The sequence below is a fragment of the Prevotella merdae genome (assembly GCF_900290275.1).
GTDB classification, from domain to species: Bacteria; Bacteroidota; Bacteroidia; order Bacteroidales; family Bacteroidaceae; genus Prevotella; species Prevotella merdae.
In genome coordinates this window covers 916,248-930,345 of sequence record NZ_LT985323.1, presented here as the reverse complement: position 1 = coordinate 930,345, position 14,098 = coordinate 916,248, and the positions used below count along the sequence as shown (strand labels likewise).

General features: G+C 48.7%; 11 protein-coding genes. 1 reads left to right on the top strand and 10 read right to left on the bottom strand.

Annotated elements, in window-relative coordinates; genetic code table 11:
* Positions 1-50: 50 nt before the first annotated feature.
* On the top strand, positions 51-1,040 hold the full coding sequence (locus C9991_RS03735) for a LuxR C-terminal-related transcriptional regulator (protein WP_106811260.1): 990 nt from the start codon (positions 51-53) through the stop codon (positions 1,038-1,040).
* Positions 1,041-1,212: 172 nt separating this feature from the next.
* Here the strand turns inward: C9991_RS03735 and C9991_RS03730 are convergent, their stop codons facing one another.
* The 10 genes from C9991_RS03730 to C9991_RS03685 all read right to left on the bottom strand — a co-directional run bounded on the left by C9991_RS03730 (position 1,213) and on the right by C9991_RS03685 (position 13,796).
* Complete coding sequence (locus C9991_RS03730) at positions 1,213-1,608, bottom strand: Hsp20/alpha crystallin family protein (protein ID WP_106811259.1); 396 nt, start codon at positions 1,606-1,608, stop codon at positions 1,213-1,215.
* Between the two features lie 225 nt (positions 1,609-1,833).
* The gene (locus C9991_RS03725; RefSeq protein ID WP_106811258.1) at positions 1,834-2,961 is read right to left on the bottom strand and encodes an ATP-binding protein; all 1,128 of its coding nucleotides are present in this window, start codon (positions 2,959-2,961) and stop codon (positions 1,834-1,836) included.
* Positions 2,962-3,097: 136 nt separating this feature from the next.
* A complete protein-coding gene (locus tag C9991_RS03720; protein WP_198643741.1) occupies positions 3,098-4,243 on the bottom strand; it encodes a 4Fe-4S binding protein in 1,146 nt (381 codons plus the stop codon).
* Between the two features lie 22 nt (positions 4,244-4,265).
* Positions 4,266-4,592, bottom strand: a complete 327-nt coding sequence (locus tag C9991_RS03715; RefSeq protein ID WP_106811257.1) for a HigA family addiction module antitoxin — start codon at positions 4,590-4,592, stop codon at positions 4,266-4,268.
* A 45-nt stretch (positions 4,593-4,637) separates the two neighbouring features.
* A complete protein-coding gene (locus C9991_RS03710) occupies positions 4,638-5,813 on the bottom strand; it encodes a TolC family protein (protein ID WP_198643740.1) in 1,176 nt (391 codons plus the stop codon).
* Positions 5,767-8,853, bottom strand: a complete 3,087-nt coding sequence (locus tag C9991_RS03705; RefSeq protein ID WP_106811255.1) for an efflux RND transporter permease subunit — start codon at positions 8,851-8,853, stop codon at positions 5,767-5,769. Before C9991_RS03705 ends, C9991_RS03710 begins: the two co-directional genes overlap by 47 nt.
* Before the next feature lie 6 nt (positions 8,854-8,859).
* A complete protein-coding gene (locus C9991_RS03700) occupies positions 8,860-10,065 on the bottom strand; it encodes an efflux RND transporter periplasmic adaptor subunit (RefSeq protein WP_232823233.1) in 1,206 nt (401 codons plus the stop codon).
* A gap of 270 nt (positions 10,066-10,335) precedes the next feature.
* Positions 10,336-11,091: a succinate dehydrogenase/fumarate reductase iron-sulfur subunit gene (locus C9991_RS03695; protein ID WP_106811253.1), complete on the bottom strand. Its 756-nt coding sequence runs from the start codon at positions 11,089-11,091 to the stop codon at positions 10,336-10,338.
* Between the two features lie 5 nt (positions 11,092-11,096).
* Positions 11,097-13,079 carry a fumarate reductase/succinate dehydrogenase flavoprotein subunit gene (locus tag C9991_RS03690; RefSeq protein WP_106811252.1) on the bottom strand — a complete coding sequence of 661 codons (1,983 nt, stop codon included), beginning with the start codon at positions 13,077-13,079 and terminating at the stop codon, positions 11,097-11,099.
* 36 nt (positions 13,080-13,115) lie between these two features.
* Positions 13,116-13,796: a succinate dehydrogenase/fumarate reductase cytochrome b subunit gene (locus C9991_RS03685; protein ID WP_106811251.1), complete on the bottom strand. Its 681-nt coding sequence runs from the start codon at positions 13,794-13,796 to the stop codon at positions 13,116-13,118.
* Positions 13,797-14,098: the final 302 nt, after the last annotated feature.

Sequence of the window (14,098 nt, the reverse complement as noted above, 5' to 3'; positions counted from 1 at the left end):
GGTAAAATCCACAAAAAGGGACTAACTTTGTACGACAAAATTCGAAAACAATGAAATCGAAACTAATACAACGACTAACCATATTTCTTGACCGTCGTAGCCACAACTGGCAACAACGAATGTGCCTTATAACGTTCCTTATGCTCAGTCTGTCGGTGGTATTGGGTGTGCCTATGCACATCATAGGAATGATAGGTCGCTGCGACACCATATTATATACCATATCGGCAATGTCGTGGGCTGCAACACTTGCTATACTGATTATGTACCTTACGCAGCGTATGAGGCTGACTGTGGCGATATCATCGTTCGGATTATTGACACAGTTGGCAGAAAGTGCCCGTATAGTATACGTAGCAATGGAGCGTCTGGATGGGTTTGAGGAGACTATTGTGTTTAACCTGGTTTTATCACTCGCCCTGATAATCTATATGGTAATGGCTGCCGTAAGACATATGCCAACCATATTAGCCCTAATGAGCATCGCAACGATAACATCGGCTTACCTATACACCGACGGGGAAATAAACAGACAGATTGTGGTGATATTCGTTATTGTGGAGATTTTTACATGTATTCTTGGCGAAATGATAAGGCGGGGAATAAGAAGTATGCAACGGGAAAATGCCGACTATCACTCTACACTTAACCGAGTGCTATCGACCTTCCACATGACCAAGACCGAGCTGTTGGCTTATATACAATTAGGACGTGGAGGACAGAGCGAAAAGGACATAAACGACTTCTTCGACCATCTTGACGAGCGTACGGAGGCTAACCTTATAAGGGCTGTGGAACAACGTGTGGCTCAGCGCAAGATGCAACATGCCGACATATCGGCTATACTCCCTACCCTAACGCCCACAGAGCAGGAAGTATGCCGACTGATTATCGGTGGAAAGACTATAATAGAGATTGCCTCAATCCTACACAAAAACGCCAACAACATAAGCTCTGTACGTATACATATACGCAAGAAGCTGGGGCTTGCTGCTGGTAAAGACCTGAGAGAGGCTTTGCTGGAAGTAATGCAGAAATAGTTTTACTTTTTGTGGACGTTGTACGATTTATTCTCTTCCTTAAACTTGTCCTTGGGCTGCGGATGTTCTGCCGGATAAAAATAACAAAAAAAGGAAGAATGAAGCAAATATGGCTTTCATTCTTCCTTAAAATTATATGTTTGTGACAAAATTTCACAACACACTAACTAAGTTATTTGACCTCAATCTGGCGTGTTGTCTTTTCTTCTTTCTTCTCAACCTTAGGAAGGGCAACAGTCAAGACACCATCGTTAACATTGGCTGCAATGTGCTCCTTGTCGACATCGTCAGGCAAGATAAGAGTCTGCTCAAACTTTGAATAAGAGAACTCGCGACGAAGATAATGCTCCTTCTTGTTCTCGTCCTTCTTCTCGTTCTTCTGCTCCATCTTGATGTGCAGATTGCCATCGTTATCTATATTGATATTGAAGTCGTCCTTCTTCATGCCAGGAGCTGCAAGCTCTACTGTATACTCGTGTTCGGTCTCCTTAACGTTGATTGCCGGTGCCGTAGCATTTGTACGTGGCATAAAGTCAGTGTCGAAAAAGTCGTTGAAAACTTCAGGCATCCAAGAATTTCTCATTACTGGTAACATATCAAAAACCTCCAATTATATTTTAGTTGTTTATTTATCGTTTTGCTTGCCCCGAGCTTGTCGCTCTCGGCTTGCACTAATGATAATACAACTTACATGCCAAGTGGCAATAGAAGGCAAGAAGTGTTAAATAGTAAGCAAATATGGCACACAGCGAGCCAAACAGACAGAAAACAGTGATAATTTGTCAGTATATACTTACATAACCCAGTCTATCCAATTATCTGGCGTAATAACAGCTGTCTCCTTAACATCATACGCATTAAGGAATGATGATGGAAACTGAGTATTGGCGCGACGCGGATTCCACTTCATCTCAAAGACAGTGAACTGCCCATCACACTCTTCTATATAATCTATCTCCTGCTGTTGTGTAGTGCGCCAGAAATAACTATTAGCATAACGACCCGAATATTGATTAGTCTTAATGCGCTCGCTTATGATGAAGTTCTCCCACAAAGCTCCAGTATCTTGACGTAATGACAAGGGGGCGAAATTCTGAAGAATGGCGTTGCGTATACCATTGTCATAAAAGTATATCTTCTTACCCTTCTTCAGTTCGGTGCGCAGGTTGCGGTTGAAACCATTTAATCTGAACACAATATAGCACTTCTCAAGCAAATCAATGTATTTCTCTACCGTCTTATTGTCGGTGCCAACGGTCTGTGCAAGTTCATTATAAGATACCTCGCTACATACCTGTAGCGCAAGAGCCGTGAGCAACTTGCCAAGCAATACCGGTCGGCGTACACTCTCAAGCGATAGCAAATCCTTATAAAGATAGCTACCGGCAAGGTTTGCAAGCAACTCTTTTGCGTCATCGGCATGGTTTATAATGTCTGGATATGAGCCATATATAAGTCGTTGCTCAAGAGTTTGCCTCACTCCTAACAATCCCTGGCTATTAAATAGCTCTGCTGTTGATATCGGATATAAATGATACTCGAACTTGCGCCCGGTAAGAGGCTCATTGAGCTTGTCTTGCAATTCAAACGACGAAGACCCCGTAACAAGCAACTGCACCGTAGGAAAATTATCGGTAATAAGCTTTAAGGTCATACCTATATTCTCCACTCGCTGCGCCTCATCAATGACAACAATCTTGTTATCGGCTATTAAAAGACGTAGTTCGGAGGTATTGATATTAGTTAGCATATCTCTTACCTCTGGCTCGTCACAATTCAAGTGCAGTGTTTTGCAGTCCTGCTTTTCAAGTATCATCCTGAAAAGCGTACTCTTGCCAACCTGCCGCGCTCCTATAACGATAATTGCCTTACCGGCAAACATACGCGATTCTATCTTTCTCTGAAGCTGTCGTTCTATCATTGGTGTATGTTTAATTAGTTGGGGCAAAGATAAAGAAAAAATGGGATAATCCCAAAATTCCTACTAACTTTTGGGATTACAATCCTAAAAGTTAGTAGGAATTTTGGGATTAGGACGATTTTAATAGCCTACACCATCAACGCTTGAAGCCTCTAAGCAATGTGCCCGTTGGGCATACATACCTGCAATAAGGACGCGGGACAAAAACCGACAAGACAAGGACCAGTACAGCAAGCACTATAACCCATACGGATGCTGACGAGTAGAGGAAGGCTGTAAAGAGCTCGTAGTCGATCCACGCTGTCCACGTGCCGGTAAGCAACAATATCATAAGCACAGCCCAAAGAACGGTGCGAAATATATTTAAAGCCTTGTTCAATCGCACGGGAACACGAAGTTTGCGGTGTGCAAGCTTTCCGGCAAGCTCTTGTGCCGAACCAAATGGACAGATATGGGCACAATAGTGTCCGGGCTTACCTAACAAAGGATAGAACAGAGCCACTACTAACATAAGTAACGGAGCTGCAAGCGTGGCAAGTGTAGCAAGACTTATACCTCCCGAAAAGAGTCGCATAAGAATGGTAAAAGACACGAAGGTACCCGTCCATAAGCCAAGCACAACGATGTTGAGCACGAGTTGCACAGTATGCCAACGTCTACTATTATAGAACAAAGGCACAATAGCGCCCAAAAGAACCACGACAATGGCTGCAATGCCACCAATGGTCAATACGCTCGCAGATAAGGAGGCTGAGCCTTCGGCATTAGCTTCTGACACATCAGCGGTGGCTTTGCTTTGAGCAGCATGTCTTTTGGCATAGGTCAGACCACGCTGCATATTGGCTATAATGGCCTTTGACGAGAAGGTTGCGCCCGACACGGCATCCACATTATCAGTCTCTGCCATTGCCTTGTCAATGGTCTTGCCTTGCCAGCGGGTAAGCAACGACTTTGCTTGGTTGAAGAAGTCGGGTGTCTCGGCATTAGGCTCAGCTTCTATCGCTGCCACTACCCCATCCTTGCTTACGTGTATACGGAGCGGCACGGGGCCACCATAGCCTTGCACATCCTTGTCAAGCAACTTGGTATTGACTATAAAGGAGCCATCGGGCTGCACGCTGAGCGTGTCGTTATTGGAGGCAACCGCAGTAGATTGCTTATCAGCCTCGCCAAGATCGTATCCAAACAACTTGTTGTCGCGATTGATTGCGGCAATAGAAAGCATGCACACAATAAAGAATAGCGACATAAGCTTCTGAATAAAAGTATTTTTCTGCTTCATATTATCTTGAATGGTTTGAATATTATAAAACAGCTGCTATTCTACGCACATTTGCAAGTTTCTCCATAAATGCACTATCCTTACGCACTTTCTGCATATTATATCGCATCTGAAGCTTCAACAAAGGTTCTGCATTAACACCAAGCGCAGCCTCAAATAACAAGGCTGTTTTCTCCGTAAGTGGACGACGCTCATTAAGAATCTCATTGAGCGCAGAATATGCTATACCCATATCCTTTGCCAACTGACATTGAGAAATACCTCTATACTCTATCTCATCCTTAAGTATTGAACCTGGATGTGTTGGAAAAGCAGGGGTTAGGTTGTTTGCTTTGAAATTAATTACCATTGAGTTAGGGTTTTATATGGTTGCAAACATTTACTTGTTTATTTATTATAGCTCTGCTTTATGCAACTCAGCCAACAGCTTAACGCTTTGGCAATGCAGGTCGATGTGTCGTTGCAGCTTTTCGTAGATGCTGTTTATCTCGACATAATAGACAAGGGCGGTTATTTCGCCCTGCTGCAAAGCCTTGGCAAAGAGCGTGAGCGACTCTTGCAGAAGCTTTACATCGCTGTGGTCGATAACCTGCTGCAAGCCCTGCAACTGCTCGTAGTTGGTGCGCAGGGTAGCCTCAGCCTCGTTCTGTGCCTGCATAACCTGCAACTCGGCACTCTCACGGCGCTGCCTGGCAGCCTTGACATTGTTGCTGTTGCTATACAGTGGGAAGCTTACACCAACGAGAAAGCCGTTGATGCCTTCGCCATGCTCGGTATTGCGACGATAGCCAAAGGAGATATTGGGCAACCACTCGTTCTTTTGCAACTTTAAGTTCATATCGGCTGCGCGTAGTGCCGTCTGCGCCACAGCCACATCTGCATCAGAGGCAAGTGCAAGAGCACGATACGATTCAAAGTTGGTTATCTGCGGATATTCGGGCAGCACGGTATCTATAACGTCTATTGGCTTGCCGCCATTGAGCTGCCTAAGTTGCTGCAGAAGAGATGTGCGCTCACCCTGCGCCTCGTTAACAAGGGTGCGCACCTCCATACAATCAAGCTTTACCTTGTTAAGCTCAAGGGCGTTGGCATCACCTGCATCCATACGCTTCTGATACATCTGCAACAAAGTCTCGCTGTTGGCAAGTCGCTCGTGGAGCATGGACAGTGTCTGGTTGAGACGTATAAGGTCGATGCAAAGGAGCTGTGCCTGGAGCAATATGTCGCGACGTTGCTTGATAAGAAGTTGCTCTCCTACGATGTTCTGCATCTTTGCCTGCTTGTTGCGTGCGGCATACTTTGTGGGAAAGTCGATTTCCTGACTTACCACGAGTTCGCTCTCTGCCACGCCTGAGTAGCCTTTGGTAAAGAACGGACTATACTCTACAGACGGGCCGCCAATACTGTTGGACGCCTTAATGTCGAGCACGTCGGCTTGATTGTCGTGGGCGAGAGCCTGGAGGGTGAGGTTGTTGGATGCAACTTGCTTGAGCACGTCGCCGATGTTGTCGGCGAGGGCTATGCTATACGTGCTGAATGCCACGATTGTGGCGATTAGATATCTTTTCATATATAATAGGTACGATGAATGCATTGAGTAATGTGGAACTTATAAGTCCGCCGAGTATAACCTTTGCCATTGGCGACTGTATCTCGTTGCCAGGCAAATCGCCTCCAAGTGCCAACGGCACGAGGGCGAGAGCTGAGGTAAGAGCGGTCATGAGGATAGGATTAAGACGAGAGAGCGAACCTTCGATGATGGCTTGGCGGATGCTCTTGCCTTCCTCTGTGCGCAGGCGTTTGTACTCGGTGATAAGCAGCATACCATTGCGTGTGGCGATGCCGAATAGCGATATGAAGCCTATGACAGCTGGGATGCTTATCTCGCCCGTGGTGAACACTATTGCAAAGATGCCGCCAATGAGAGCCAATGGGAGGTTTAGAAGTATAACTCCGGCTTCCATAGCGTTGCGGAACTGCATGAAGAGGAGACAGAAGATTACGATAATGGCAAGGATGCAGGTGAGATAGAGCACACGGCTGGCACTCTCCTGACTCTCAAACTGACCGCCATATTCTACATGATAGCCTTCGGGCAGCTGCACCTCCTCTGATACGGCTTCCTTGATGTCTGCCACTACATCGCTCAAAGCTCTGCCGCTGGTATTGGCAGATATTACAATCTTGCGCTGTACGTTCTCGCGGTTGATGGTGTTGGGACCGGCACTCGATATTATATCTGCCACATCGCTAAGCGGAACCTTACGTCCATCCTGGGTGTCGATAACAAGATCGTTTATCTCGTCGTAGTTGGCGGCCTTAACAACAAGGTTGAAGGCACGTCCTGCCTCGTATACCTGAGAAACAGTTTCGCCTGCAAGGTTGACAGCAAGGAACTCGTTAAACTCAGGAAGGGTGATACCGTTGCGTACAAGTAGCTCGCGACGTGGCACAATCTTAAGCTCGGGACGTTCTATCTGCTGCTCGACGTTGAGGTCGGCTATGCCCTCTATGTCCTGACAGGCATTCTTTATCTGATTGCCTATGGTGAACATTCGGTTGAGGTCGGTGCCGAACAGCTTGATGGCTATGCTCGCCTGGGTTCCAGAGAGCATAGCGTCGATACGGTGAGAGATGGGCTGACCTATCTCGATGTTAGCTCCTGCGAGTACAGAGAGACGCTTGCGTACGTCGTTGAGAACTTCTTCATGACTGCGGTCTTTTAATGCAAATGGGGCTTCTATCTCGCTGACGTTTACGCCAAGGGCATGTTCGTCGAGTTCGGCACGTCCGGTCTTGCGCGCCACGGTCTTAATCTCGGGCACCTGAAGCAGCAAGCGTTCGGCACGTGCACCGATAGAATCGCTCTCTTCGAGCGAAATACCTGGAAGCGACGAAATATTGATGGTGAACGAGCCTTCGTTGAACTTGGGCAAGAAGCTACTGCCAAGGCAGAAGAACACGCCTACAGCCACTACAAACAGCGTAGCGGTGCCTACGATTACCTTGCGTGTGTTGGCAAGCACCCACTGCAATGCGCGCTCGTAATATGTCTTGAGCCATACTGCCAAGAAGGCTTCCTTAGGCATCTCGCCCTTGCTCTTGCCAAGCAGGTAGCTACATAGCACGGGAGTGAGCGTGAGGGCTACAATGGTTGACGCAAAGAGGGCGGTGACGAAGGCTATGCCAAGGGGTATGAGCATACGGCCTTCCATGCCGCTGAGGAAGAACAGCGGCGCAAAGCTTACTACTATTATCAATGTAGAATTGAGTATAGGCATACGCACTTCGCGTGATGCGTTATACACAAGCTCTATTATTGGCATACGCTCTGACTCGGGCAATTCGCGGTTTTGGCGTATATGTTTGTACACATTCTCCACATCCACAATGGCGTCGTCGACAAGCGAACCGATGGCAATGGCAAGACCGCCGAGGGTCATGGTGTTGATGCTGATGCCAAGAGCATTGAGCACTATCATCGCTACGAGGAACGAGATGGGTATGGTGACAAGCGAGATGACCGTGGTGCGCACGTTGGCGAGGAAGAGCATCAAGATTATCACAACGAAGATGGCGCCCTCGATGAGCGACTTCTGTACGTTGTCGATACTGCTCTCGATGAAGTCGGCCTGACGGAAGATGTCTGTTGATATATGCACATCCTCAGGAAGAGTCTTGTGAAGGTCTTCCAGAGCAAGGTCGAGGTGCTTGGTAAGGTCGATAGTACTGGTATTGGGCTGCTTGGTTACGGTGAGGAGTACGGCTGACTGGGCTCGCTCGCTTGCCACACCGAGCTTGGGCGACTGATTGCCCACCTTTATATCGGCTACGTCGGCGAGGGTTATGACACTCTCGCCGTTCTTCTTGACGATACATGTGCCCAACTTCTCTACGTCGTTGGTAGAAGTGATGCCACGGATTATATACTCGTTGCCGTACTTGTAGCGCACGCCACCGTTGGTGTTGACGTTCATGCCACGAGTACTCGCCATTACGTCGGAGAGCGAAACACCGAAGTGCTTCATCTTGCCCGGGCTTACGAGTATCTGATACTCCTTGATGTCGCCGCCATGCACGCTGACCTGAGCCACGCCTCCGGTAGAAAGCAGGCGCGGACGTATTACCCAATCGGCATAAGTACGAAGGTCTTGCTGCGAAGTGTGCTTACTGGTGAGGCTCACAATGAGCACTTCGCCGAGTATGGACGACTGCGGACCGAGCACCGGGGCACTCACTCCATCTGGCATCTGATCGCCTATAGCAGCAAGTTTCTCACTTACTATCTGGCGATCGAGATATATGTCGGTGCCCCAATCAAACTCTACCCACACTACAGAGAAACCATTGGTGGACTGAGAGCGGACACGACGCACACCGGTACTGCCATTGACGGCGGTCTCAATAGGGAATGTCACAAGCTGTTCCACTTCCTCAGTTGCCATGCCACCAGCTTCGGTCATGATGACTACGGTAGGGGCGTTGAGGTCAGGGAACACGTCGACATCGGTCTTGCTGGTGGAGTATAAGCCGGCGATGACCAGCAGCACCGACGCCACCAACACAAGTATTCTGTTCTCAAGCGAGAAACGTATTATCTTATTTAGCATAGATTTTTAGTGATTATGATTATGTGCAGGAATAGCGTTAGCAGCCGAAGCCAACTTTACTTGCATGGCACCCTTAGTCACGACGCGGTCGCCCTGCTTCACTCCCGTAAGTATCTCCACACGCTCGCCGTCGCTCTCGCCGAGTGTAACCTCCTGCTTGCGATAGCCCTCAGCGTCCACCTGAATGTACACAAAGTGGATGCCCTGCTCTTCGGTAATGGCTGTAAGCGGTAAGCTTATAACGTTAGGACGATCCTGAGTGATGAGATATATCTCGGCATACGAGCCTTGCACAACATCGCCTGTGTTGTTGAACTCGAATATAACGGGGATGTACGAGTTGTTGACCTCAGCCGAACGACCGTAAGACTGGATATGTCCGCCCATATCGGTGATGTCGTATAGATGCTTGCTGTAGCTGGTGCGGAACTTGGCACAGCGTATCTTGTTAAGCTCGTTGAAGTGACGCTCCGGTATCTCGGCACGCAGATAGAGGTGCTTGTTCTGGGTAATAACGGCAAGGGGCTGACCAGCTTCCACATAGTCGCCGCCATTGACCATAGATTGCTTGATATAGCCGCCACGAGGAGCTGTGACCGTCACACCGCCGGCGCTGCGTGTGCGCTGCATGCTGGTGTAGGTGAGCTTGGCAGCCTCATATTCCGCCTTGGCAACGGCGAGGTCTTTCTCGCTTATTATCTTGTCCTTGATGAGTGTCTTCGCACGTGTATAGTCGCGCTCGGCACGCTCAAAGTCGATACGGGCACGCTGTACGGGGTCGCCGTCAGCCATCTGCATACCTGCGGAAGTGATGGAGAAGAGCGTGGTTCCGGCAGCCACCTTTAGTCCTTCACTCACGTGGTTCTTATACTGCACACGTCCGCTGATGGTGGCAACAACGGCTGTCTCGTCGCATGATGCCGACATCACCTTGCCACTGGTGTGGATGACGCCATGAAACATGCCTGGCTTCACTTCCTCCACCTTCCCCCCGGCAGCACGAGCCTTCTCAGGCGAGAGGATAATCTCGTCGGTATGGGCGCCTTTAGCCTCATGCCCTTCCTCTTCGGAATCGTGGTCGTGGTGCTCGTTTTCCTCGGCATGCTCATGGTCATGGTCGTGATCGAGATGGTCATGGGACTTGCCTCCGCAAGCGACCATTCCCGCCACGAAGACTACTGATAATAAGTAATAAGTAATTCGTCTAAGCATATTTCATTAAGTGTTTATAATTAAGCTAAAAAAGTCAGGTGCAAAGATAAGGAATAAGCAATGCAACTATGTTGCAAAAGCAACGATTTTATGTATAAATAGGAACATACGTACATATTAATATATGCGTAAGATAATAAAAGAGAAATAATTTACTCTATTAGGACATAAAAGAAGATGGAATGAGACGTTTGGGGATACAAACAAAGCGGATGCGCCGCACTTCTGAGAGTGCTTCGCATCCGCTTTGTATATTTGTTGTTGACTGAATTAGTCAGCGAGCTTTGCCTTAATGAACTCGCGGTTGAGGCGAGCGATGTTGGCGATAGACTCGTTCTTCGGGCACTCAGCCTCGCAAGCGCGGGTGTTGGTGCAGTTACCGAAGCCAAGCTCCTCCATCTTAGCGATCATTGCCTTAGCACGCTTAGCAGCCTCAGGACGACCCTGAGGAAGGAGAGCGAGCTGGCTAACCTTAGAGCTTACGAATAGCATTGCAGAACCGTTCTTACATGCAGCTACGCAGCAACCGCAACCGATACATGTAGCACAGTCCATTGCCTCGTCAGCGTCTTCCTTCGGGATGAGGATGGCGTTAGCGTCCTGGGGCTGGCCAGTACGAACGCTTACATAACCACCTGCCTGCATGATTTTGTCGAATGCAGAACGGTCGACCATGCAGTCCTTGATAACTGGGAAAGCAGCCGAACGCCAAGGCTCAACAGTGATAACGTCGCCATCGTTGAACTTACGCATGTAGAGCTGGCAGGTTGTGGCACCCTGGTTAGGTCCGTGGGGATGACCGTTGATGTAGAGTGAACACATACCGCAGATGCCCTCGCGGCAGTCGTGGTCGAATACGAAAGGCTCGTTGCCTTCCTCGATGAGCTGCTCGTTAAGGATGTCGAGCATCTCAAGGAATGAGGTATCCGTAGGGATATCCTTCATCTCGCGTGTGTCGAAGTGGCCCTTGTCCTGAGGACCGTTCTGACGCCAATATTTCAGTGTGAATGATATATTTGCCATAATCTTTATTAGTTCTTATAGTTACGTGTCTGTACCTTGATTGCCTCGTACTCGAGCGGCTCCTTGATGAGCTCAGGAGCGGTCTCGTCGTTGTTCTTGTACTCCCAGCAACCTACATAGAAGAAGTTCTCGTCGTCGCGCTGTGCCTCGCCCTCTGGAGTCTGGTGCTCCTCGCGGAAGTGACCACCGCAAGACTCCTCGCGTGAGAGGGCGTCGTGTGCGATAAGCTCACCCATGAGGATGAAGTCACGGAGGTGGATAGCCTTGTCAAGCTCTACGTTCAAGCCTTCCTTCGATCCAGGGATGAAGAGGTTGGTGTTGAACTCCTTGCGGATCTTCTTGATGAGCTCAATACCCTGCTCAAGACCCTCCTTTGTACGACCCATACCTACGTGCTCCCACATAATGTGGCCAAGCTCCTTGTGGATAGAGTCAACAGAACGCTTACCCTTGATGTTCATGAGGCGGTCGATCTCAGCCTGAACACCCTTCTCTGCCTCAGCAAACTCTGGCAGATCGGTAGAAAGGTGCGGCCAGATAGCCTGGTCGGCGAGGTAGTTCTGGATGGTGTAAGGCAATACGAAGTAACCATCAGCCAAGCCCTGCATAAGAGCAGAAGCACCAAGACGGTTGGCACCGTGGTCAGAGAAGTTACACTCACCGATAGCGAACAGACCAGTGATTGAAGTCTGGAGCTCGTAGTCTACCCAGATACCACCCATTGTGTAGTGGATAGCAGGATAAATCATCATCGGGTTGTAGTACTTCACGCCGTTGATTTCGTTGGCAAGCTCACCCGGGTTAACGTCGGTGATCTCCTCGTACATGTCGAAGAGGTTGCCGTAGCGCTGACGGATAACGTCGATGCCGAGACGGTTGATTGACTCAGAGAAGTCGAGGTATACGGCAAGACCGGTGTTGTTTACGCCGAAGCCCTTGTCGCAACGCTCCTTGGCTGCACGTGAGGCAACGTCACGAGGAACGAGGTTGCCGAATGCCGGATAGCGACGCTCCAAGTAGTAGTCGCGGTCTTCCTCAGGAATATCGCTGCCCTTCTTGGTGCCTGCCTGAAGAGCCTTGGCATCCTCAATATTCTTTGGTACCCAGATACGGCCGTCGTTACGCAGAGACTCTGACATAAGAGTAAGCTTAGACTGCTTGTCGCCGTGTACAGGGATACATGTCGGGTGGATCTGCACGTAGCAAGGATTTGCGAAGTAAGCACCCTTACGATAGCACTGGATAGCTGCTGTACAGTTGCAACCCATAGCGTTGGTAGAGAGGAAGTAGGTGTTGCCGTAACCACCAGTAGCGATTACCACTGCGTTAGCAGAGAAACGCTCGAGCTTGCCTGAAATGAGGTTCTTGGCGATGATACCACGAGCGCGGCCGTCAACGATAACCACATCCTCCATCTCGTAACGAGTGTAGAGCAATACGCGGCCTGTGCTCACCTGCTTAGAGAGTGCAGAGTAGGCACCGAGCAAAAGCTGCTGACCGGTCTGGCCCTTTGCGTAGAATGTACGTGATACCTGAGCACCACCGAACGAACGGTTGGCGAGCATACCGCCGTACTCACGAGCGAAAGGAACACCCTGGGCAACGCACTGGTCAATGATGTCGTTTGACACCTCGGCAAGACGGTATACGTTAGCCTCACGAGCACGATAGTCGCCACCCTTTACTGTATCGTAGAACAGACGGTATACAGAGTCGCCGTCGTTCTGATAGTTCTTGGCAGCATTGATACCACCCTGGGCTGCGATAGAGTGAGCGCGACGCGGAGAGTCCTGGATGCAGAAGTTAAGCACACGGAAACCCATCTCGCCGAGGCTGGCTGCTGCAGAAGCACCTGCAAGACCTGTACCTACAACGATAATGTCGAGCTTAAGTTTGTTCTTTGGGTTCACCAGACGCTGGTGAGCTTTATAGTTGGTCCACTTCTCGGCCACTGGGCCTTCAGGGATTCTTGAATTAATAGTCTTAGCCATAATGTGAATTATGAATTTTGATTTTTTAGTTTTTAATTAGCAGCAGAGGCTTGGTGCGCAACCAAGTGCGAAAGCAATTACTACTACGAGGAAACCGAGGACGAGGAGGGTTGAGTAAACCTGACCGATAACCTTCCAACGGTTGAACCATACCTTACCATTCCAGCCGAATGTCTGCATTGCGCTCCAGAAACCGTGTGTGAGGTGCAACCAGAGAGCTACGAGCCATACGATGTAGAGAACAACGTAAACCGGGTTGGCAAATGTCTCCTTGATCCAGCCGAAACCGTCTGCAGGTGCACATACGCCCTCGAAGCCCATAAGCTCGGCAAACATCATGTTGTACCAGAAGTTGAAGAGGTGGAGCAACAGACCGAGAACGATGATGATGCCAAGAACGAGCATGTTCTGAGATGCCCACTCAACACCCTTAGGCTTTGCTGTTACCTCGTAACGAGAGTTGCCACGGGCTGCGCGGTTCTGCATCGTGAGCCAGAAGGCATAAACGATGTGGATTACTGCGAGGGCAGCCAAGCCCATTGTCGCTACTACGGCATACCAGTTGGCGCCGAGGAACTCACAGATCATGTTGTAAGCGTCTCCAGAGAAGAGAGCTGCAACATTCATTGACATGTGGAATGTCAAGAATAGAACAAGGGCGATACCAGTCAAGGACATCACCACCTTTCTACCGATGGATGAATTGATTAACCACATAAATGATTTGAATTAAAAAAATTATTAAATGTTAGAATTATTGATTCCAATATTTGGAGGCCTCGCCGTCGCGGCGGTGCCATAATAAGGTTGCGGCTTACTTTCTTAATGAAGAGAATCCGGTTATGGAACATATAACATAACACGTAATTTTGTGCTATACTATATAATAGGTATATGCCGTGTCCTTACAGACTGCAAAAATACTGAAATTTGATGATAAATCAAACTATTTCTCTTCAAAAATCATTTTTTATTCTTAATTTTGCGAAGGGAAACTTAGTAGATACTAAATTGAGCCG